10 protein-coding genes are annotated in these 25,438 nt (G+C 40.8%); 7 read left to right on the plus strand and 3 right to left on the minus strand.

What is annotated here, in order from left to right; translation table 11 throughout:
* Positions 1 to 11: 11 nt before the first annotated feature.
* Complete coding sequence (locus tag IPMB12_RS04730) at positions 12 to 833, minus strand: MBL fold metallo-hydrolase (RefSeq protein ID WP_166915438.1); 822 nt, start codon at positions 831 to 833, stop codon at positions 12 to 14.
* A 463-nt stretch (positions 834 to 1,296) separates the two neighbouring features.
* Here IPMB12_RS04730 and IPMB12_RS04735 point away from each other — a divergent pair, with 463 nt between their 5' ends.
* The 6 genes from IPMB12_RS04735 to IPMB12_RS04760 all read left to right on the plus strand — a co-directional run bounded on the left by IPMB12_RS04735 (position 1,297) and on the right by IPMB12_RS04760 (position 7,813).
* The gene (locus IPMB12_RS04735) at positions 1,297 to 2,073 is read left to right on the plus strand and encodes a triose-phosphate isomerase (protein ID WP_166915440.1); all 777 of its coding nucleotides are present in this window, start codon (positions 1,297 to 1,299) and stop codon (positions 2,071 to 2,073) included.
* 60 nt (positions 2,074 to 2,133) lie between these two features.
* Positions 2,134 to 3,099, plus strand: a complete 966-nt coding sequence (locus IPMB12_RS04740; protein ID WP_166915442.1) for a sugar-binding transcriptional regulator — start codon at positions 2,134 to 2,136, stop codon at positions 3,097 to 3,099.
* A gap of 458 nt (positions 3,100 to 3,557) precedes the next feature.
* A complete protein-coding gene (gene tal / locus IPMB12_RS04745) occupies positions 3,558 to 4,508 on the plus strand; it encodes a transaldolase (RefSeq protein WP_166915444.1) in 951 nt (316 codons plus the stop codon).
* Between the two features lie 82 nt (positions 4,509 to 4,590).
* Positions 4,591 to 6,588: a transketolase gene (tkt, locus tag IPMB12_RS04750; RefSeq protein WP_166915446.1), complete on the plus strand. Its 1,998-nt coding sequence runs from the start codon at positions 4,591 to 4,593 to the stop codon at positions 6,586 to 6,588.
* A 149-nt stretch (positions 6,589 to 6,737) separates the two neighbouring features.
* A complete protein-coding gene (locus IPMB12_RS04755) occupies positions 6,738 to 7,349 on the plus strand; it encodes a riboflavin synthase subunit alpha (RefSeq protein WP_166915448.1) in 612 nt (203 codons plus the stop codon).
* 41 nt (positions 7,350 to 7,390) lie between these two features.
* Positions 7,391 to 7,813 (plus strand): copper resistance protein NlpE, encoded by a 423-nt coding sequence (locus IPMB12_RS04760; protein ID WP_166915450.1) that lies wholly within the window; start codon positions 7,391 to 7,393, stop codon positions 7,811 to 7,813.
* Between the two features lie 353 nt (positions 7,814 to 8,166).
* Here IPMB12_RS04760 and IPMB12_RS04765 read toward each other — a convergent pair whose 3' ends face one another.
* Positions 8,167 to 23,223 (minus strand): SdrD B-like domain-containing protein, encoded by a 15,057-nt coding sequence (locus IPMB12_RS04765; RefSeq protein WP_166915452.1) that lies wholly within the window; start codon positions 23,221 to 23,223, stop codon positions 8,167 to 8,169.
* Between the two features lie 512 nt (positions 23,224 to 23,735).
* A complete protein-coding gene (locus IPMB12_RS04770; RefSeq protein ID WP_166915454.1) occupies positions 23,736 to 24,551 on the minus strand; it encodes an SDR family NAD(P)-dependent oxidoreductase in 816 nt (271 codons plus the stop codon).
* 238 nt (positions 24,552 to 24,789) lie between these two features.
* Here IPMB12_RS04770 and tpx point away from each other — a divergent pair, with 238 nt between their 5' ends.
* A complete protein-coding gene (tpx, locus tag IPMB12_RS04775) occupies positions 24,790 to 25,302 on the plus strand; it encodes a thiol peroxidase (protein ID WP_208293555.1) in 513 nt (170 codons plus the stop codon).
* Positions 25,303 to 25,438 lie beyond the last annotated feature (136 nt).

Consider the following 25,438-nt stretch of genomic DNA (forward strand, 5'->3'; position numbering starts at 1 on the left):
ACAGATTATCCTTATATTGTTTTTGTTAAGCCGTCATAAGCGACTTCAATGTTATGAGGTTTGAAAATTTCAACCAGTTCATCATGCATAAACCCACAGCTGTGCGAGTGATGAGAGGTCAGAACCTGAGTTTTATGGTCAAAGATTTTTTCATCCAGCATACGTTTATGAGTTGAAAGAACAGTTTCAATGCTCATATGGTTATTAGTACGATCATTTTGACGATAGCCATAAGTACATTCAAAAATAGCCAGATCTAAATATTTACCTTTCAGCCAGTCCCAAGTCAGTTCCGGAAAATAGCCAGAGTCATGACCATATAGCATACGCTTACCATCTTTTTCGATCACGTACACAAAACAGAATTCCCATTTCGCGTGATTAGCCAGTAGTGGTGTAATGGTGTAACCCGCAGACGTAGTGATAGTAACGTAAGGAACACTCAGATGGAACTGAAAGCGCTCCGGACTATATCCCGGTAATACATCAAGACAACCATTAATCGCCCGGTCATTACCATAAATATGTAACGGATGAGTAATGTTAAAACCGAAATCCACCATACGGCTAAATAGGTCGCCGACATTAAAGTGGTCAGGATGGGTATGAGTGAAAAGCAGATCTTTAATTTTAGTGACATCAACATTTTCACGCATTACCTGATAACTAAACTCAGGCGCTATATCAATTTGTAAGACATCATCAATTAAAAATGATGAACGAGTACGAACATCTTTTCCTTTTACCACACGGGTTTTTTCACAAATTTCACATTTGCAAAAAGGATTTGGTATACCTTCAGATGCAGCTGTGCCTAGAAATTGTAATTTCATAAGGAATCCTCAGACGAAATTAAGCTGGTTTTTTATTTATTTTGATAATTATTGGAACGTTTCAATTTCGATCATAAAAGCAGCGTATAGTGGATGGCAATGACTTCTTTTTTATTTCGTGAGATGTATCACTAAAAATTATTCTTCTTCGTGAAGAATGAAGCATACTTTTTTTATAAATTTAAATATATTCAATTAAATCAATTGGTTATATTTATAATGAAAAGTGACTATATAATCTGAAATAGCGATAATCAAAAGTTTTAATTTTGAACTTTAGTTACCTGTAATTTAATTTTTCTGATGAACATGAATAGATATAAATTTACATTATTTATATATTAATTATATTGTTATTTAAAATTTAATACGGCTTAATTAAATGAATAGTAGAAAGTAGGGTAAATAATCGCTAAACTATAGTTCAATTCAAAAACAATTGAACACTTCCGGAGTACTTAGAATGAAAAAAATCTTTGTTGGTACCAGTTGGAAAATGAACAAAACGCTTGCTGAAGCGATGACATTTTGTCAGACCTTAAAAGAGCATATGCCTCAAGTCAAATCTCATATTCAGCCTTTTGTTATCCCGCCTTTTACTGCTGTGCGTGAAGTGTCTAAATTTATGTTAGAGCATCAAGTCAATTGCTTAACCGGTGTGCAGAATATGCATTATGCCGATCAGGGCGCTTTTACCGGTGAGATTTCCCCCTTAATGGTGAAAGATACCGGAGCAGTTTTGGTTGAAATGGGGCATTCTGAACGCCGTGAATTTTTCGGTGAAACCGATCTCACCGTACATAAAAAAGTGTATGCATCGCTCAAACATGATCTTTGTCCGCTGGTTTGTATCGGTGACAGTGCTCAGGATAAAGAGTGGGGTGTGTCCGGAGAAACAGTCATTAAACAGATGAAAGCAGCGATTGCCGGATTATCGGCAAATGAAGTGACTCGTGTTATTATTGCTTATGAGCCAATTTGGGCGATCGGGGAGCACGGTGTACCAGCTACTCCGGAGGAGGCTGAACAGATTCATGCCGCTTTAAGAGCCGCTTTAGTCGAATTATACGGAACAGACATAGCAAACCAGATCGTGATTTTATATGGTGGGAGTGTGAATCAGGAGAATGCTTCTGCACTCATCACTCAGCCAAATATTGATGGATTATTTATTGGTCGCAGCGCATGGCAGGCAGAAGGTTTTTGTAAAATAATTGCTACGGTGTCTGAATTATCTTAACAAGATTGTTTATAATAGACATAATTTGATTATAAACGACTAACACAGGGTTACTAAATTATGGAACAATTCGATCTACAAGATAGTGATTTACTGACTGAAATTGCTGTGGCTTATTATGAGCACGAGCAAACACAGGAAGAGATCGCAAAAAAATTCGGTATATCCAGAATCAAGGTTGGTCGTTTACTGAAAAAAGCCAGAGCGGAAGGGATTGTTGAGATCAACGTTAAATATCATCCGGTGTTCAGCTCTCGTATTGAACAACAGCTCATCCAAAATTTTAATATTAAGCGTGCACTCATCGCTATTGATCATCAGGATGAAGAAGAGCAACGACGTCAGGTTGCCGCGCTTGTCACTAACTACCTCTCCAGCGTCCTGAAAAATAATATGACGATTGCCGTCGGTCAGGGACGTAATGTTGCTGCGGTGGCTAATCATATTGGTATTTTTCCGGAACGTAACTGTAAATTTATTTGTGGGATTGGTGGTACTCATCGTGTTGGTGAACTGATCGATGCGGATCATATAAGCCGGCATTTAGCTCGTAAATTTAGTGCCACGAGTGAAACACTTTATGCCCCGGCTTATGTTGAAAACAAAGAACTAAAAGATGCTTTCATGCAAAATCGTGTGATTAAAGAGACTTTAGATCGTGCTCGTAAAGCAGATATTGCACTGGTTGGGCTGGGTGATATGAATGAAAACAGCTATATGGTTCAACTTGGCTGGTTTACCCCGCAAGAGATTATCAGTGCCAGTATTCATCAGGGTGTTATTGGTGAAATTGCCGGTTATGGATTCTTTAATATTCAGGGTAAACCGGTTGATACTGTGATGAATGATCGCGTAATTGGTTTAAGTATTGAAGAGTTAAGAAGCATCCCATGTGTGATTGCGATCGCTTCTGAAAATACTAAAGCAACAGCAATTTTAGGTGCGCTACGTACTGGTGTGGTTGATATTATTGCAACCAGCGCATCCAATGTACGTACCGTATTAAATTTGTTACAAAGTAAATAGTTAATTTCAGACAAGATAATATCTGAATGTCTATTTTAGAGATAAGAGCAGTTTAAATTCTATTAAAGAAATAGGAAATTTGGATTGAACTCTTTTTGACAAATGTTATGATAATGCACATTTGAATTATTTTGATCTTAAAGTGAAAATTATCAATAAATATCAATATTTTAACTATTTGATTTTATTGAATTTTTATTTTATTTAACGAAGCTTTAAGAGTGTTGTCGTTTTTAGATTAATGTTACTAAATATGACCAATATAAAGCTGACAAAATAAGGTAATGAAAGTACATTTTAGGAAGTGCTTTTGGTACTCACCAGTACCAGTATCTTACATGAGCAATGAATGCCAGAGAAGGTTGTGACTCATTTATATTAGTTTAACGGTATCAAATCAGTACAGGCAGCTGTGGAATTCAGATTTATTTTAAAAAGTAATTATTGAGGGTAATTCAATGAGTCAATTAGATGAACTAAAGAAATATACCGTTGTTGTCGCGGATACAGGCGATATCGACTCAATCAAACAGTTTGCTCCGGAAGATGCAACGACCAATCCTTCGCTGATTCTAAAAGCGGCTCAGCTACCACAATATAAGCATTTAATCGACTCAGCTATTGAAAGTGCTAAAAAACAAGGTGGCTCGAAAGAAACTCAATTAATTAATGCTAGTGATCAGGTGGCCGTTAATATCGGTGCTGAAATTCTAAAACATGTACCAGGTCGTATTTCAACAGAAGTGGATGCACGTTTATCTTTTGACCGTGGTATGTGTGTGGCGAAAGCACGTAAACTTATCTCTCTTTATCAACAAGCGGGTATTGATAAATCACGCATTTTAATCAAACTGGCTTCAACGTGGGAAGGGATCAAAGCAGCTGAAGAGCTAGAAAAAGAAGGTATCAACTGTAACTTAACTTTATTATTCTCTTTTGCACAAGCAAGAGCGTGCGCGGAAGCGGGCGTATTCTTAATCTCTCCATTTGTTGGTCGTATTTATGACTGGTATAACACCAGACAACCAATCACCGATTATGATGCAGAGAAAGATCCAGGTGTGATATCAGTAAAATCCATTTACAACTACTACAAAGAGCACGGTTATAAAACTGTCGTTATGGGTGCAAGTTTCCGTAAGAAAGAACAAATTCTTGCTTTAGCGGGTTGTGACCGTTTGACTATTTCCCCTAATTTATTAAATGAGTTAAAAGACTCAAACGATAGTGTAGTACGTAAACTTGAGCCGGCAAAAACGGTAGTGAATCGCCCGGCACCAATTACTGAAGCAGAATATCGCTGGGAACATAACTCCGACGCGATGGCGGTTGAGAAATTAGCAGAAGGTATCCGTTTGTTTGCTGTTGATCAGAACAAACTGGAAGAGATGTTAGTGAAATTATTATAAGTGTGATTATTAGCCCTCTAAGAGGGCTAATGATTTTATGTCAGGATTTAAAATTGCAAATAATGACTTTTCGGAGAGTAAAATGACAACTGTTTCACATCGTGAGTTAGCAAATGCAATTCGTGCTCTAAGCATGGATGGTGTGCAAAAAGCAAAATCAGGTCACCCGGGTGCACCTATGGGGATGGCAGATATTGCTGAAGTTTTATGGCGTGGCTTTTTAAAACATAACCCAACTAACCCAAGTTGGCCAAATCGTGACCGCTTTATTTTGTCTAATGGTCATGGTTCAATGTTAATTTATAGCCTGTTACATTTAACCGGTTATGATCTACCAATCGAAGAATTAAAACAATTCCGTCAGTTACACTCAAAAACGCCGGGTCACCCTGAATATGGTTATACTCCTGGCGTTGAAACGACTACAGGTCCACTGGGTCAGGGTATTGCAAATGCTGTTGGTATGGCAATTGCTGAGAAAACATTAGCTGCACAATTCAATAAACCAGGTCACGATATCGTTGATCACTATACCTATACTTTCTTAGGTGATGGTTGTCTGATGGAAGGTATTTCTCATGAAGTGTGTTCTTTAGCAGGTACCTTAAAATTAGGTAAGTTAATCGCACTTTATGATGATAACGGTATCTCTATCGATGGTCATGTTGAAGGTTGGTTTACAGACGATACAGCTAAACGTTTTGAAGCCTATAACTGGCATGTGCTACGTGTTGATGGTCATGATGCAGATGCAATCAAAAAAGCGATTGAACAGGCTCAGGCAGTGACAGATAAACCATCACTTATTATGTGTAAAACTGTCATTGGTTTTGGTTCTCCAAATAAAGCGGGCACTCATGATGTTCATGGTGCACCACTTGGAGATGCTGAAATCGAAGCAACACGTAAAGCGCTTGGCTGGAACTATCCTCCATTTGAAGTTCCTGCTGATATCTATTCTGCGTGGGATGCTAAAGCAAAAGGTAAACAACTTGAGTCTGAGTGGAATACCCGTTTTGCGGCTTATGAAAAAGCATTCCCGGAACTGGCAAAAGAGTTCAAACGCCGTACCGCTGGTGAATTACCGGCTAACTGGTCAGCAACAGCTAAAGAATTTGTTGAAAAATTACAGGCAAATCCGGCCAATATTGCCAGCCGTAAAGCATCACAAAATGCGATTGAAGCATTTGGTAAAGTATTACCTGAATTCCTTGGTGGTTCAGCAGACTTAGCGCCAAGTAACTTAACGATGTGGTCAGGTTCTAAAGATATTAATAAAGATCCAGCAGGTAACTACATTCATTATGGTGTACGTGAATTTGGTATGTCAGCGATTATGAATGGTGCTGCTTTATACGGTGGTTTCATCCCTTACGGTGCAACATTCCTGATGTTTATGGAATATGCGCGTAACGCAGTACGTATGGCTGCGCTGATGAAAATCCGTGCAATCTTTGTTTATACTCATGATTCTATTGGTCTGGGTGAAGATGGTCCAACGCACCAACCGGTTGAGCAATTAGCAAGTCTGCGTGTGACTCCAAATATGAGTACATGGCGTCCGTGTGATCAGGTCGAGTCAGCAATTGCATGGCAATATGCGATCGAACGTAAAGACGGTCCATCTGCGCTGATCTTCTCTCGTCAAAACTTAGCACAACAACCGCGTACTGCTGAGCAACTCGCCAATGTTTACCGTGGTGGTTATATCCTTAAAGATTGTCAGGGACAGCCAGAGCTAATCTTTATCGCGACTGGTTCAGAAGTTGAACTTGCTGTTGCTGCTTATGAGCAACTGACTAAAGAAGGTCGTAAAGTTCGTGTTGTTTCAATGCCATCAACGGATGCCTTTGATAAACAAGATGCAGCATACCGTGAAGCAGTATTACCAGCAGCTGTCACAGCACGTGTTGTGATTGAGGCAGGTATTGCTGATTACTGGTTCAAATATGCTGGTCTTAACGGCCGTATCGTTGGTATGCGTTCATTTGGTGAGTCTGCGCCAGCAGAGTTACTATTTAAAGAATTTGGTTTTACTGTTGAGAATGTTTTAGCTAATGCGAAAGCGTTACTAAAATAAAATAGTAAAGACCATTATATTCATAAAAATCCGAAGGTTCTCCTTCGGATTTTTTATACCTAAAATAAACCTGATTTTTTTGATCAGTGTGGTGATTTCTTTGTTAGTTTTTAATGTACAATAAAGTAAATATCGAATAGGAAATCATTATGTTTACTGGAATTGTACAAGGTATCGCACAAATTATTGATATCAAGGATAAAACTGAGTTGCGTACTTATACTGTACGTTTACCAGAGTCGATGACGAAAGAGCTCGAGCTTGGTGCATCTATTGCTAATGACGGGTGCTGCCTGACTATTACAAAAGTAGAAAAGGACTTAGTGAGTTTTGATCTGATGAGTGAAACACTGAATCTCACGACGTTAGGTTGTAAAAAAGTGAATGATTATGTCAATGTAGAGCGTGCGGCAAGATTTAATGATGAAATTGGCGGGCATTTAATGTCTGGCCATATCGCCTGTACTGCTAAGATTGTGGATATTTTAGAAACTGACAATAACTGGCGTATCACTTTTGAATTACCGGAACAATTTGCTAAATATGTTTTATATAAAGGCTTTATCGGAATTGATGGTATTAGTTTAACGGTGGGTAATGTGACAAATAACTGTTTTAACGTACACTTAATTCCGGAAACACTGGAACGTACAACCATAGGCAGGAAGCAAATGGGTGAGTACGTGAATATTGAAATAGATCCACAAACACAGGCTGTTGTTGATACCGTTGAACGGGTGATGCAACAAAAAGGTTTATAGTTAATTTACTCGATTCAATCAAGGATATTTGGGGAGAGCACATGAAAAAATATTTAGTCCTACTATTTGCGTCATTTATGCTTATGGCGTGTGATAACCAGTCAAATTCTACCTCGGCAGGGCAACCACTGCCAGAAACTCCGGTCGAGACGACTGATATGCACAACTCCATGAATTCACTGGACTATGTTGGTGTGTATACAGGTGTTTTACCTCTGGATAATGAATTGACTGAAATTACTGTTCAGTTATATGACACTAATTACGTATTTGCGGCTAAAGGTAATGAGCGTAAAGGTAGTTTTAGCTGGAATAGCGACGGTAATCAAATTACGTTATATGACAATTTTGGTAATGAATTTGTGAATTTTGCTGTGGGTGAGAATCGCTTAATTCTGTTGGATTATGAACATGAACCAGTACTAAATTCTGATGAAGAAGAGTACACTTTATTGAAACAGTAAAATAGTCTAATGACAAGGCAGAGCATTCTCTTATCAGCCTTGTCATTTCTTTATCTCTATTCTCAAATTATTCTCATCACCAAGTATTGATAGGCTCTATAGTAATTATTTTAATTTTTAATCTATTGATTTAATTTAATTTGTTTTTATTGAGTAGTAAGTTAGAGGGTATTTTATTAAGCATCGTGATTCAAAACGATTATCTTCTGTCTATCTACTTTAAAACAGTCTTCAGGTGGTTAGGCTAAAAAATAAGGAAGGCCCCTTGGTGCTGATAAATAAAGAGCAATACTCGTATTGAGATATTCCTCACTGGTAAGAAAAAGGCTGGTTAATTCCAGCCTTTTGTTTTGCTATTTTGTGCTTGAAACAGCAAAGTCGATTTTACTTGGTAAGCCTGGTGACAGTCTGACCACCACAGGGTTACGTCCTTTGAAACGATAACCATCAGGTAAGCTACGAGGATCAAGTTTCAACACAAAGTTTGTGCCTCGCTCCCAGCGTCCGCCAGACACCCCCGGTAAGTGGTAACGACCATGTTGGTCTGTGGTAATAATTTGTCCTGATGCAGTGACAAGTTTGACTCCACCAAGACCTGGTTCTCCTGGATCCTGAACACCATTACCATTTAAATCAACATAGACTTTACCAAAGATAAGCGCGTCGTCAAATAATGGGTCACCTGTTACAGTTACTGTTGCTTGTGCCGTATTAGAGAGTTCTTTATTTGTACGGCCAACTGCCACTGCAATATTGGTGTATTCGCCTTGAGTGACACCTGCACCCACAACCAGCATATAAGTGAGCGTGCGTTTTGAAGGTTCAACACCGCCGGCGGTTCCTCCTACATTAATATTATTAAAGTAGATTGGACGGCTACCGGTAGGATCACTAATTTTCGCACCATCCAGTCTTGCAGAGCCTGCAACGTACTTAAAGCCAGCCGGAATAGTATCTTTAATCGTAATTCCGGTGACAGCTCCGGCATTATTATTAGTGATAATAATGGTATAAGGCACTAAATCACCGACAACAACGTTATCTTTTAATACTAGTTTTTGGATGATGAGATCACCAGCCTGTGCACGATAACCAAAGTACAGTTGTGCTGAGGTAATTTCGTTTTGTGCTGCGCTACTAATATCTGCAACTAACGTATGTACCCCATTAATGACGGTACTCACACTTCCAGTAATCGCTCCTACTTGTGAGTCATAGCTGGCATCCATTTCATAGAGTGGATTACTGCTATTTGACGTTGCCCCAAATTTGGATTGCACTTTATAGCTTTGGGTAATATCAAGGTTACGGAAGTTAAAATCACCTTGTGTATTTGTTAACACAACTTTAGGTTGCCCATTCGTATCAAGAATAGCCGTGCCCGAAGAATCAAGCAGGGCGATTTCGACATTTTCAATACCAGGATGGTTAGCATTATAGATACCTGCTTCGCTGATATCTTCTTTTACAGCACCGCCAATAATACCACCTTGAATATAACCAAAGTGTTGGTTTGTTGCCTGACCAGTAATGTTGATTTGAGCCGTATTTGATGTTGCAGCCATAGCAGTTGGACTGTAAGCATCATCAGGGTCAAAGCTAGCTTTGTAATCTGCAGGCACACCACTTACAACGAGTCGCCATACACCCGGAACTAAACCTGTAACCTGATAATCAGTATCACCCATAGCAATGGTTCTGGTGATTGTTGCTGAACTCAACGCAGGATTTGTGGTTGTTAGCGTTAACGTTAATGGTACTCCCAGATCAGGATCTGTTGCTGATTCAAAAATACCATTATCGTTTTTATCCCAGAAAATATTACCGGAAATACTACCTGCACCTTTCCAGCCAAAATTGCTATTTACAATTTGACCACTATTTGTGGCAAATCGGTAGATACGCGCCATCGTAGTATTGGTATCATTCACTGTTCCTGCTGAGGCGCTGCTCATAGTACCTTCAACATTAAAGCTACTTTGGTAACCCGTTGTTGGTGTAATGACAGAAATCTCATAATCCGCATCAGGAGATAGATTGTTAAAGCTATAATCACCATTTGATGTGACTTGCACAACAGCTACTTCTGTACCTTGCACTGTCAATTTTACTTGGTAAGTATTGTTCACTGTTGCTACAGAGATATCATTAGTATCAATATTAGCCGGTGTTGGAACGGTATCATCAATATCAATGACCACTCGACCAGATAAGACTGAGCTTGCTTTAACACCAAAGTTGACTTGTCCTTCTCTGACAGCAGCTCGAGCAGCTAGTCTTGGATTGATTTCAATTTCAGCACCTCCAGCTACAACTGTAGTAGTCGCACCGATTAAATCTCTGGTATAGCTAAATGATAAATCAGTATCTGGTAGCGTATCTAACGTCACTTGCCATAAACCAGATGGAAGGTTCTCTATACGATATTTACCATCTGCAATGGTCGCTGTTGAGTAACGAACAATACCATTTTGCTCAGCTTTTACGATGACACCAGCAAGGGTAGCAGTGTTATCAACCGTTGGATGGGCAACACCTAAACCACCAAGGTCGCGATAGACTATTCCAGAGATCACACCATTACCACGGTAACCAAAGTCTTTATCTTGCAGAACTTCTGACGTTGATGTAATAGTGAGTGAGATAGTATCAGTCGCAGTAGGTGCTAACTGAGCCAAACCATCAAAGTTAATCGTATGACCTGCAAGTTCTGTTGCACTGCTATCAACTTTGACTTGATAAGTGTAATTTACTAAGCCAGTAAACTCGTAATATCCATTGCTATCTGTTCTCACTGTCTTGCTGGTAAAGCCAGCGCCAGTCGAACCTAATGTCACAGAAACATTTTCAACAGCAATATCATTGGTTGTTTTTTGCAGTACTCCATCATCCGGATCCATATCAATAACGACATAGCCGCTAATTTTAGCTGAGCCAATATAGCTGATCTCAATACCGGTTAACTGGCTGAGTGAACCACTATTTACTGCAATGATTTCTGATAGTGGCAGGGCAGCACTGCCTGTCACTTTAGTGGTACCATCACTTTTCAGGCTGTAGCTTGGCTGGTAATCAGTCCAGTTAGCCACTGTTTGAGCCGCTGCAGTACTGAGCGACCAGTTGCCTGCTGCTAAACCATCAAAACTGAATGCGCCGTTGCTGTCTGTGGTGGCTGTCTTGGTGATCGTCACACCATTAATGGTAGCAGTCAGCTCCAGATTGACTCCTGCAAAGTTAGTGTCGACACCGGTACGACTTTGGCTACCATCCACATCGATCAGTACTGTACCCGCCAGTGAGCCATTACCGGAGAAACCGAAATGGTTATCAGTGGTTGGCTGCGCCCAGTTGATAGTGATGCTGTTGGCATTTACTGTATTGTACGGTGCAAAGCTCACGTCCCAGCCTGCCGGGAAGTTCGTTTGAGTGTTATCAACCGTCACGATATATCCGGTATAAGCGGCATCTAAATCGGTTAATGTGTACTCACCGGTTGCCGCGTTAATGGCTACATTACGCGCGGTAAAGCCAGTGCCGCCACTTAAATTAACGTTGATGGCAGCCAGAATAGGCGTATCAACACCGCTGTCATACGCATTATTAGCGTTGTTATCATAAACAATCAGACCGCTAAATGTGCCAGTACCTTTAAAGCCCAGATCCATATCGGTCACATTAGTGCCTGCCACTAAGGTTTGAGAAGCTGGTGCATAACTTGCCGCATAACCTGTTGGCGCTGTTACACTCACTTCCCAGGTACCCGGCATTAAGTCCGTAAAGGTGTATTCACCGCGATCAGCTGCCACAATGGATGTGGTGGTAGTTTTGACGATATTTGGAGTTACGTCAGTACGCGTTAAGGTCACCGTTTGGGCAGTGGCAAATGGTTCATCGATATCGGTTAAAGTTCCGCTAGCATCAATATCACGCGTAACATGGCCGGTCCAGGTGATTTGACCTTTATAACCAAAGTCTTTGTCGGTTAAATTAGCATTAATGGTAGTGACGGGAATTGTTACACGATCTACTGCAACAGGAGCAGATAACGTAGTGTTACCTAAACCGTCAAAGCTGAGTAAATAATTACTTAAGCTACTGTGGCTGCTATTAACACTGATATCGTAACTATAAACAGCAAGGGCAGTGAACTCATAGTAGCCATTACTGTCTGTATTGATCACACGATCAGTAAAGTTGCTGTCAGTAGAAGTTAAGGTTACAGGCACACCAGCAACCGGGATATCTCCCGCTTGTTTACTGGTATGAGAAACTGACGGTGCCGCATCAAGTACGACATACCCGCTGATTTTAGCCGAACCGGTATAGGCAACTTCAATGCCAGTTAACTGGCTCAGTGACCCTCCACTGATAGCAATTGATTCTGATAATGGTAGGGCAGCACTGCCTGTCACTTTAGTGGAACCATCACTCTTCAGGCTGTAACTTGGCTGGTAATCAGTCCAGTTAGCCACGGTTTGAGCCACTGCAGTACTGAGTGACCAGTTGCCTACTGCTAAACCATCAAAACTAAATGCGCCGCTGCTGTCTGTGGTGGCTGTCTTGGTAATGGTCACACCATTAATGGTGGCAGTCAGCTCCAGATTAACACCGGCAAAGTTGGTATCAACCCCGGTACGACTTTGGCTGCCATCCACATCAATCAGAACAGTACCCGCCAGTGAGCCATTACCTGCAAAGCCGAAATGGTTATCAGTGGTCGGCTGTGCCCAGTCGATAGTGATGCTGTTGGCATTTGCTGTGTTGTATGGTGCAAAGCTTACGCCCCAGCCAGCTGGGAAGTTCGTTTGGGTGTTATCAACGGTCACGAGGTAACCAGTATAAGCCGCGTCTAAATCGGTTAAGGTATACTCACCGGTTGCTGCATTAATGGCAATATTGCGCGCAGTAAAGCCGGTGCCGCCACTTAAATTAACGTTGATGGCAGCCAGAATAGGCGTATCAACACCGCTGTCATACGCATTATTAGCATTGTTATCATAAACAATCAGACCGCTAAATGTGCCAGTACCTTTAAAGCCCAGATCCATATCGGTCACATTAGTGCCTGCCACTAAGGTTTGAGCAGCTGGTGCATAACTTGCCGCATAACCAGTTGGCGCTGTTACACTCACTTCCCAGGTACCCGGCATTAAGTCCGTGAAAGTGTATTCACCGCGATCAGCTGCCACAATGGATGTAGTGGTGGTTTTAACGATATTTGGAGTTACGTCAGTACGCGTTAAGGTCACCGTTTGCGCAGTGGCAAATGGTTCATCGATATCGGTTAGGGTGCCACTGGCATCAATATCACGAGTCACATGGCCGGTCCAGGTTAACTGACCTTTATAACCAAAGTCTTTATCCGCTAAAACTGAATTTGTCGCTGTCACTGGGATAGTGACACGATTAGCGGCAACCGGAGTAGAAAGAGTCGTATTTCCGAGTCCATCAAAACTGATCACATAACTAGCCAGACTGCTATGACTTGCGTCTACGCTGATATCGTAGCTATAAACAGCAAGAGCAGTGAACTCATAGTAGCCATTACTGTCTGTATTGATCACTCGATCAGTAAAGTTGCTGTCAGTAGAAGTCAATGTGACTGGTACACCAGCAACCGGAGTATCACCCGCTTGTTTACTGGTATGAGAGGCAGATGGTGCCGCATCAAGTACGACATACCCACTGATTTTAGCAGAACCCATGTAGCTTATCTCAATACCGGTTAACTGGCTGAGTGAGCCACTGTTGATGGCAATCGTTTCTGATAACGGAAGGGCAGAACTACCGTTGATTTTGGTCGTACCGTCACTCTTAAGGCTATAGCTTAGCTGATAATCAGACCAGTTAGTGACAGTTTGAGTCGCAGCTGTGCTGAGTGACCAGTTGCCAACAGCTAAGCCATCAAAACTGAATGCCCCGTTGCTGTCTGTAGTGGCTGTCTTGGTGATCGTCACACCATTAATAGTAGCAGTCAGCTCCAGATTCACACCGGCAAAGTTGGTATCAACCCCGGTACGACTTTGGCTGCCATCCACATCAATTAGCACTGTACCAGACAGTGAGCCGTTACCAGAGAAACCAAAATGATTATCAGTGGTCGGCTGTGCCCAGTCGATAGTGACGCTTTTGGCATTTGCTGTGTTGTATGGTGCAAAGCTTACGCCCCAACCAGCTGGGAAGTTAGTTTGCGTATTATCAACAGTAACTTCATACTCTGTGTAAATGATATCTAAATCCGTTAGAGTATATTCACCAGTTGCTGCGTTAATGGCCACATTACGTGCGGTAAAGCCGGTGCCACCACTTAAATTGACATTGATACCAGCCAGAATAGGTGTATCAACTCCGTTGTCATAAGCATTATTGGCATTGTTATCATAAACAATCAGACCACTAAATGTGCTTGTGCCTTTAAAGCCTAGATTTTTTTCAATAGCATTAGTGCCAGCCACTAAAGTTTGAGCAGCTGGTGCATAACTTTCCGCGTAACCAGTTGGTGGAGTAACACTCACTTCCCATGTACCTGGTGTTAAATCTGCAAAACTATAAGATCCACGATCAGCAGGAAGAATAGACGTGGTTGTTGTTTTTACCAGATTTGGCGTTATATCTAGGCGGGTTAAAGTGACTGTTTGAGCAACAGGGAATGGCGCATCGATATCGGTTAGTGTACCGCTGGCATCAATATCACGTGTTACGTAGCCGGACCATGTTAACTGACCTTTATAACCAAAGTCTTTATCGGCTAAATCGGCATTCAGCGTTGTAACCGGAAGCGTAATTCTGCTTGTCGCAACTGGTGATGAAAATGCGGTGTTACCTAGTCCGTCAAAACTAATGACGTAACTAGCCAGACTGCTATGACTTGCGTCCACGCTGATATCATAATTATAAACAGAAAGGGCAGTGAACTCATAGTAACCGTTACTGTCTGTATTGATCACCCGATCAGTAAAGTTGCTGTCAGTAGAAGTCAGTGTGACAGGTACACCAGCAACCGGGATATCTCCCGCTTGTTTACTGGTATGAGAAGCTGATGGTGCCGCATCAAGCACGACATACCCGCTGATTTTAGCCGAGCCGGTATAGGCTACTTCAATACCCGTTAACTGGCTCAGTGAGCCGCTATTTACCGCAACGGTTTCTGATAGTGGCAGCGCAGAACTACCTGTCACTTTAGTCGTACCGTCACTTTTCAGACTATAGCTTGTCTGGTAATCAGTCCAGTTAGCCACTGTTTGAGCCGCTGCAGTACTGAGTGACCAGTTGCCTGCTGCTAAACCATCAAAACTGAATGCACCGTTGCTGTCTGTGGTGGCTGTCTTAGTGATCGTCACACCATTAATGGTAGCAGTCAGCTCCAGATTGACACCGGCAAAATTGGTGTCGACACCGGTACGACTTTGGCTGCCGTCCACATCAATCAGAACCGTACCCGCCAGTGAACCATTACCGGAGAAACCGAAATGGTTGTTAGTAGTTGGCTGCGTCCAGTTGATAGTGATGCTGTTGGCATTTACTGTATTGTACGGTGCAAAGCTCACGTCCCAGCCTGCCGGGAAGTTCGTTTGGGTGTTATCAACCGTCACGATATACCCGGTATAAGCGGCATCTAAATCGGTTAAGGTATACTCACCGGTTGCCGCGTTAATGGCTACATTACGCGCAGTAAAGCCGGTGCCGCCACTTAAATTAACATTGATAGTGGCCAGAATAGGCGTATCAACACCGCTGTCATACGCATTATTAGCATTGTTATCATAAACAATCAGACCGCTAAATGTGCCAGTACCTTTAAAGCCCAGATCCATATCGGTCACATTAGTGCCTGCCACTAAGGTTTGAGCAGCTGGTGCATAACTTGCCGCATAACCTGTTGGCGCTGTTACACTCACTTCCCAGGTACCCGGCATTAAGTCCGTAAAGGTGTATTCACCGCGATCAGCTGCCACAATGGATGTAGTGGTGGTTTTAACGATATTTGGAGTTACGTCAGTACGCGTTAAGGTTACTGTTTGTGCGGTGGTAAATGGCTCATCGATATCGGTTAGGGTGCCACTGGCATCAATATCACGAGTCACATGGCCGGTCCAGGTTAACTGACCTTTATAACCAAAGTCTTTATCAGTTAAATCGGCATTTAGCGTTGTAACCGGAAGCGTAACTTTGCTTGTCGCTACTGGTGATGAAAATGCAGTATTACCTAGTCCGTCAAAACTAATGACGTAACTAGCCAGACTGCTATGACTTGCGTCCACGCTGATATCGTAACTATAAACAGCAAGGGCAGTGAACTCATAGTAACCGTTACTGTCTGTATTGATCACCCGATCAGTAAAGTTGCTGTCAGTAGAAGTTAAGGTTACAGGCACACCAGCAACCGGGATATCACCCGCTTGTTTACTGGTATGAGAAGCTGACGGTGCCGCATCAAGTACGACATAGCCACTAACTTTAGCCGAGCCGGTATAGGCAACTTCAATGCCCGTTAACTGGCTCAGTGACCCTCCACTGATAGCAATTGATTCTGATAATGGTAGGGCAGCACTGCCTGTCACTTTAGTGGTACCATCACTTTTCAGGCTGTAGCTTGGCTGATAATCAGTCCAGTTAGCCACTGTTTGAGCCGCTGCAGTACTGAGTGACCAGTTGCCTGCTGCTAAACCATCAAAACTAAATGCGCCGTTGCTGTCTGTGGTGGCTGTCTTAGTAATCGTTACGCCATTAATGGTGGCAGTCAGCTCCAGATTGACACCGGCAAAATTGGTGTCGACACCGGTATGACTTTGGCTACCATCCACATCAATCAGAACAGTACCCGCCAGTGAGCCATTACCTGCAAAGCCGAAATGGTTATCAGTGGTCGGCTGTGCCCAGTCGATAGTGATGCTGTTGGCATTTGCTGTGTTGTATGGTGCAAAGCTTACGCCCCAGCCTGCCGGGAAGTTCGTTTGGGTGTTATCAACGGTCACGAGGTAACCAGTATAAGCCGCGTCTAAATCGGTTAAGGTATACTCACCGGTTGCCGCGTTAATGGCAATATTGCGCGCAGTAAAGCCGGTGCCGCCACTTAAATTAACGTTGATGGTAGCCAGAATAGGTGTATCAACACCGCTGTCATACGCATTATTAGCGTTGTTATCATAAACAATCAGACCGCTAAATGTACCGGTGCCTTTAAAGCCCAGATCCATATCGGTCACATTAGTGCCTGCCACTAAGGTTTGAGCAGCTGGTGCATAACTTGCCGCATAACCTGTTGGTGCTGTTACACTCACTTCCCAGGTACCCGGCATTAAGTCCGTAAAGGTGTATTCACCGCGATCAGCTGCCACAATGGATGTAGTGGTGGTTTTAACGATATTTGGAGTTACGTCAGTACGCGTTAAGGTTACTGTTTGTGCGGTGGTAAATGGCTCATCGATATCGGTTAGGGTGCCACTGGCATCAATATCACGAGTCACATGACCTGTCCAGGTTAACTGACCTTTATAACCAAAGTCTTTATCTGTCAGAACAGCATTACTTGTTGTCACCGGAAGTGTGACACGACTTGCTGCTACAGGAGAAGAGAAGCTGGTATTTCCGAGTCCATCAAAACTAATTTGGTAATCTGTTAAGCCACTAGAACTACTATCAACACTAATATCATAATTATAGATGGTTAAATCAGTAAACTCATAGTAACCAGTACTGTCTGTATTAATCGTTTTGCTTGCAAACCCACTAGCACTAGAGGTTAGAGTAACAGGTACTCCAGCAACAGCAATATCACTCGCTTGTTTATTCGTATGAGAGGCTGATGGCTCTGTATCAATCACCACATAGCCACTGATTTTTGCAATACCTTTATAACCAACTTCAAGGTTTGTGATTTGGTTAATCGCTCCACTTGTTACTGCAATTGTTTCAGTCAGAGGTAAAGCACTACTGCCTGAAGTTTTACTGCCGGCACTATTCAGTGCATAATTGAGCAAGTAATTGCTCCAGTCAGTAATAGATTGCGTTGTTGAGCTGGTTAATTGCCAATTAGCCGGAGATAAATTTTCAAAGCTAAATGTACCGTCTGCCAGAGTAGTTGTTGTTCTGGTGACCGTATTGCCGTTGATTGTTGCGGTTAGTTCCAAATTAACATCAGCAAAAAGCTTATCAACACCAAATACATAACTTTGGTTGTTATCAACATCAATAATCACTTTTCCGCTGATTTTACCGTTGTATTGGTAGGCAGAACTCTTATTATCATCAGCATTTAATGGGACAAAATCATAGGTATCACTATTGTTAGCAATACTATGGCTACCTGTCGCCGGGATAAGTGACGTTCCGTTTAAAGCAGTGCTTAAACTATCTACTTTAATTTGATAGTTAGTTCCTTTTGGCAGAAGCGTAAAGGAGTATGCACCCAGTGTATCACTAGGTATTGATTTTAATAATGACAGACTTGTTGAACCCGGTGCCTGATAATATAACTCAACATTCACACCAGAGACTAATTCACTACTGCTTTGGGTTAAGTCATAATCACTATCAAGCCATACATCACCGGCTATAGTTAACTTACCTGTAACGAAATAGTGATTTTCTAAACTGCCGTCATATTGTAGATTTGCAATATCCAGCACATAACCAGCAGCTGCCAGACCTGACTTACTTAATTCAAATTGATAATCAGCCGGTAAAGTCGAAGTATCAATTCGTACTGAGTAGTTACTACCTGCACCATAAAGCAGGTTAGGGAACTGATAAACACCATTTGCATCTGTTGTTGTTTCTGTCAGTTTAATGCCCGTTGCACCAGTACCTTCAAATAACTCAACTTTGATGCCACTTTGTTGTAATGGAAAATCATTGCTATCAATAGTGACATTACCACTGACTATTTGATTATCTGAACCAAAGTCAACGTATATGGTACCTTTAATACCATCCGGACTAGCGTTTTTGAATTTGAAGAATTGACCACTCACACCACCGCCAGATAAGGTGATATTGCTAATCGTGTCCAGAGGAGCAGTGCTTGTTACATTATCAGTTAATGCATAACCACTTGGTGCATCAACGACGTGAATACTGTAAGTACCATTATCAAGGTTAAAGAATTGGTATTCACCAGCACTATTTGTGATTTGGCGAGCGAGTTCTTTACCTGTGTTATCTCTTAAACTTAATAAAACACCAGCCAATGGGTCATCTGACCCATTATCAATAACTGTTTTACCTGCAATACCACTGTTTCTGGCTGCATTATCAGTAATACCACCACCAGGATTGGTATTAGTATTACCTGCCAGTAAGAAATATTTATTAATTTCTGACGACGGAGTTGCACCAATAACAATATTGCTGAGTAACTCTGTGTTGTTACTGTCTGCATTACTGATTACGCCGTAGCCACTTGGGGAAACTAATTTGACAACATAAGTAGTGCTAAGATCAATACCAGAGAAACTATAATAGCCTTTAGTATTGGTCACTGTAGTCATATAAGGTGAACCTGTTGCACTATTTTTATAAAGTTCAACAGTTACGCCGTTTAATGGAATATCGCCTAATTTGTCATAACTTAAATCAAAAATAGCATTGTTGTTAACATCAAGCATGACGTAGCCATTGATTGATGCATCACCAATTTTTTTATAGATAAAGTCTTGACCATCAAGTGTCGGTGAATTGGTATAATCAATTGTTAAACCTGAATAGCCATTAATAGGGTCTTCAAGTTCATAAAGTGTTTCATCTAGCCCATCAGTTGTTGCTTTAACGGAATAATTACCACTTAATAGTCCGACAAACGCATAGTTACCGTTAGAATCAGAACTCACAAATGAATAGAATTGATTATCTTTCCAAAGTTCAACCCTTACACCGCTTAACGCAGTATCAACACCAGCATCATAAGTACCATTTTTATTTGAATCATAGTAAAGCTGGCCTGTAATTTGGGTATTATTTTTTAGTTTGACTAACCAATATTGATCGACAGCACCACTAATTGCCGGAGTCACTTGCATATAAGCAAGATCGTTTTGAATACTGGTATTTAAGTAACTTTGTTTTGGACCACTATTTGCCACTAACTCATATTGTGGTGGTAAATTATCTAATCTTAATAAGAAGTTAGTTACATGGACAGCACCATTTGTTGAAGTGGAGCTGTTTAAATAGAATTTACCATTATTAGCCGCAATGTTAGGATCAATGTAGTTAGGAGAACTTAAGACGGCACCTTCACCAACAGTATAGTTTTCATATAAGCGTGGCGTGAAATAGCCTACAACTCTTGAACTACCTACATCAGAAGCAGACAGGAGTACAGAGGCACTATTTTTTACGCCTGCACCAGTAACATCAAGATAGATGCCACCTTCCACAGCATTTGTGGCTCCAGAATCGGCAGCATAATAAACATAACGCTGAGTTGAGCCTTTGCCATCAGCGATTGTACCATTACTTAGTACTTCAAATTCAATAATACCCGGAGCACTTGCCGGATCAGTATCAGCAACCGCTAAAGCTTTAGTACCTTGAGTGCCTTGTGTCAGAACATGACGATATTTACCAGCAGGTAAATTGTAGATATTAAACTCACTGTAATAAGACCCAATTTCTCCCATTGAGTCCCAACTATTCGTTGAGCTATTCCACATATAAAGCGTTTGGGTAAAGCGCGTTAAGTTTGAATGCTCAGGCACTTCCGGATTAGCATTACTCGCCGCACCATTACGGACTTTATCACCATTAATATCGTTTAAAACCAGACCACTATATTGACCCACACCTTTCATCAAGAAGTTATTAACAAAAGGGGAGGTCACTGTAACAGGCATGGTAATAGTATAAGTATCTGATAAATTGCCATTATTTACAGGTGTTGCATTATTATGTTGAACTTTAACGACATAGCTTTTACCGCCAGAGATTGCATAACCATCGGTATTATTTGAGCGGAATTCATAAGCACCATCACTACCTACAACTTGATGGTAAATGTAGTCAGAACCACCAATATAACAGTCAGAAAGATTATTATCTTCACATAAAAGAACTGTTGCACCAGCAAGATAAAGGTCAAAATAGTTATTTGACTGCGGTGGTTGAGTGATTTGTGAGTCATTTAAATATGTATCTAAATAAACCTGACCACGTAGAACATAATCAGGCGGAATAAATTTAAACCAAATATCCTGCTCGACTTTAGATTCACCACCATTAACAGAAACAATCAAAAGTTCGTTGCCAGACCCTGTTACGTTATTTTCAAATGTAGCAGTGCTTTGATCCAGATTAAAACCAGCACCATATACTTTCTCTAATTTGACACGGTATTTACCATCCGGAAGATTGGTAAAACTATAGGTTCCGTCATCATTAGTGGCATAGTAAGAAATAATTTGCCAGGTTGGAGCACCTACGCCGTTATTTTTATCGCGATGTAGCGTGACACGTACTTGTGGTGTAGCAAGGTCGCCAGCTCCTGGAGTATAACTACCTAAAGCACCTGGATGGGACACATTTAAATAAGCACGTCCTGAAATTGAGTTAGCTGGATTACCTTTAAACTCAATTTCTGATGTGACGTTATTGGCAGAAGCCTGAATAAATTGAGTAAGCGGTGTCACTGATAGACGAGTATCATCATAGTCTTCTATCTTTAAAACAATAATTCCACCACGGTCAATCGTTGTGATTGTTCGTCCAATGCCGCCATAATCTTGTTTAGTTGGAATGCTGGCACCCGTACTCAAGATTGCTGTTGTGACTTGAGCTACTGCAGTCCCATTGGTTAAGGTAAGGGGAGTTACACCATCTTCTTCAAATAAATGACCGGTAAAATAATCAGCCATACTAGTAGCACTGAGTCCATTGATAATTGAACCCCAGGCATAGTTATTTTCGATATTTTTATGATAAATATTGACATAGAAATTAGAGTTTTTAATCGACGAATACCAGAAGTTTTGATTCTGTTGTTTATTCGTCAAATTCGTTCTAATAATCTCTTTACCTTGAATCGGGGCTGATGAACCATCACTTAACGTCACAAATCCTTTATGAGAACTGAAGGAATTTGGATCGGTACTGGTTGATTTACCGTCAGCATCACCAATAAAGTAGTAGGATGAAGTATTGATTCCTGATTCACTAAGAATAACTTTATAGTCATAACCACTCGGTAGTCCTCTGAACCAGAATGATCCATCGGATTTTGTATCAATGCTAGAAAATAACGTCCAGTTACCATTATTACGTTGGTATAGTGCAACTGGTGTGGCAAATCGAATACTTGCTGACGTAGGGGTGGTTACACCTGTTGCTCCACTGTCAGGGCCTCTCACTGGGGTTTGAGTTGAACCTAAGGCAAAAACAGAACCAGATAAGCCCGGTAAAGAGGTATCTGTTGACGTTACATTAAGTAAAAAATCTGTCGCAGATGGCTGGTTATTAGTGATAACAATTGAAAAATTAGCACGTGTTGATGCCGGAGAGCTCAGTGTCCATGGGGAAGACACATTCATTATCTCAACAGTATAGTCGCCAAGAGGAAGATCTTTAAAGTGATATTTACCGTCAGGACCTGTTGTAATTGTTGTTTGGCCAAGGACTGGTTGTGTTGTGCCTTGATAGTAAAGATTTACCGGAAAGCCTGCCAGGGGAGTATCACGACCGGTTGAATAAAGCCCGTCATCATTTTGATCGACAGCAACGATACCATCTGCTCCCCACTCATTACGTTCACGAACATTATAAATCACAGACTCATTAGAGCCTGACATGGTGGTAATATAGGTATCACCATAACCATTCATGCCATTGATGGTCATGTCCCAAAGTGCATAATTTGAGCCATTTTGGGTATCTGCAATGATATCTTCTGCGGTGACTGTGACTGTATAGCTGTTACCTTTTAAGGTATACAGGAGATCAAGTTTACCATTAGCATCTGTCTGTAATACTTGCTCTGGCATATTGGTTGATGAAAGTGTGACCGGGATAGTTTTTAAGCCTTTCGGGGTGCTGTCTATAACAGAGACTTGTAATTGTCCACCATCACCTTGTAAGAAAATGTTACCAGAAGCACCAATACTGCCGCTGAGAAGAAGATTGATTGAAGCACTTTCACTATTAGCGGTTTCTGCTTTAATTGTATAGTTACCAATCGTACTGACGTCAAAACTATAGCTACCATCAGCACTGGTTGTTGTGGTAAAAGGTGTTCCATCCGGAGCGATTGCCTCAACAGGAATGTTCATAAGAGGTAATGTGGTCTTATTTCCATTACCATCATAGTCAAGGTAAACTCTACCAGTAATTGGTATAGCACTGACAATATGGCTTATGAGTAATAAACAAAAACCAAACAGTACTTTTATAAAGTCTCGTGTAAAACTAACTTTTTTATTCATCCCTATGTTCCCCAACAAACTAATTTTTCTTTAATAATTATATTTTTATTAATAACTTTGATAAAATGCTATGACGCAAAAAAGGCCTATTACCCTTATTATATCATTAAGTGGCTTATTTGTAGTGATTATAAATGAAGTAATTCCTATCAGTATTATTGAGTTTTATTATAATTAGATGGAGTAAATCTCTATCTAATACGCTAAATAGTGGGTATAAATTCAAAGTAATAAATTGAGAGAGCTGGCATAAATTAAAAATAATTAATTTAATCAATATATTATTTTTCTACCTGTTTGATATTTCATTTTTCTCTGAGCAAAAATATTCATGACGAGATTAATATTTTGAATTGATGTTACTTGAGCTGCGTATACCTTGATGAGTATAAAAAGTGTGCCTTGAAAAATTCAATCTTAAGTCTATTGCTGTTGATGGTTCTAAAATTTCATGCAAAAGGTGAGTCTTGTGAATAAACAGGAAGAAATTCTCCCTGTTTATTGAGTTGTCTTTATCCCTTCATAGTAAGTTTTTTGAGTAATAGTTCTGTGCCCAGAGAAGGATTGGCTTGAGAGAGAGTGAATAACATAAAGAACTCATCTTTATTGCCGACATAGCTTTCATATTCTTTATTCGCAATAGCCTGTAATGATTGTTCAGCAACAACATCAACCGGGCATCCTTGCTCGTTAAGGACATTACCACTCATCGAGGAGCCATCACTGTTTAAGGCTTTACTGGCAAAATAGGTTTGCATTGCCCCAGGAACCAAAATAGTGATATCAATATTATATTTTGCTAAAAATAATTCAATCCGCAGGCAATGAAAATAGGCTTCAAGTGCAGCTTTAGCTGCAGCATAAGTGGTTCGCTTTGGCATGCCAAGATTTGCCATAATGCCAGAAATGACCACGATGTGCCCGGTATTACGCTCAATAAAATGTGGTAAGAGGTGCTGAGTGAGTTCTGTATAGCTGAAATAATCCACTTCCATAATCTGGCGTGCAACGTGAGGTGGAGTTTCAAAGATTGTAGTACCCTGAGCAATCGCACCATTATGAATAACTAAATCGATATGACCAAATAGGGTAATGGCTTGCTGAGTCTTATCATAAAAGGTATCTGGCTGGCTTAAATCTAAAGTCAATACCCGACAGTTGTTAAGTTGAGTCGCTAATTGTGTGGCAAGCTGAGTGAGCTTTTCGGTATTTCTTGCCGAGAGAATTAATTTTGCTCCCTGCTTAGCAAATGCGTGTGCTAGTGCTTCTCCATATCCTGATGATGCGCCGGTAATCCAGATGACTTTATCTTTAAAATAATTATGCATGATAAGACCCTTATTAATGATTGGATAAGTTAGTGTAACTGAAATTGGATATTGTCGAAATAATCAACAATTGATATCGCACGAAATGTCAGCATTATTTATCCTGCCTATCTCACCAATCAGGGACATAAAATGGGTTGCCATGCTATATGAGCAGGGCTATATTAGGAAGGATAGATAAATTTATTTATCATTTATTGCTTGTTGTATATTGTTACGCTAACTAAGGATGGATGTTATGCAAAAGAGAACAAATGAAGTCACCATGAAAGGTCAACCAGTAACACTACTTGGACCACGTTTAAAAGTTGGCGATAAAGCGCCTGATTTTTTAGTTACAGGTTCTGACAGAGCGCCGATTAAATTATCTGATTTTAAAGGTAAAGTGAAAATTATCAACGCGGTACCTTCTGTTGACACACCGGTTTGTAATGCGCAGGTTCACCATTTTAATGTTGAAGCGGGCAAGCTGAAAGATACTGTGATTTTATCTGTCAGCGTGGATCTGCCTTTTGCCTTAGCGCGTTATTGTGCAGCTGATGGGATTGATGCAGTAAAAGTGACTTCTGACCATAAAGATTTAGATTTTGGTCTAAAATATGGTGTAGTGATTGAAGAGTTGCGTCTACTAAGCCGCGCTGTTTTTGTGGTCGATAAAAATGATGTGATCACGTATGTTGAATATGTCACGGAAGTTTCTCACGAACCAAATTATGATGCGGCACTGGTTGCTGCTAAAGCGATCAAATAATTTGTCACTGTTTTAGCAGATAAGATTTTTATCATAACTAAGTGTTACTTTATCCTTTAAGTAACACTTTCCTTATTTATAAATATTTTGAATAACCTTAACAAAAGCAGGCTTAATTGCATTAAGATATCTCTAT

Origin of the sequence: Zophobihabitans entericus (genome assembly GCF_011745665.1) — a bacterium.
GTDB classification, from domain to species: domain Bacteria; phylum Pseudomonadota; class Gammaproteobacteria; order Enterobacterales; family Orbaceae; genus Zophobihabitans; species Zophobihabitans entericus.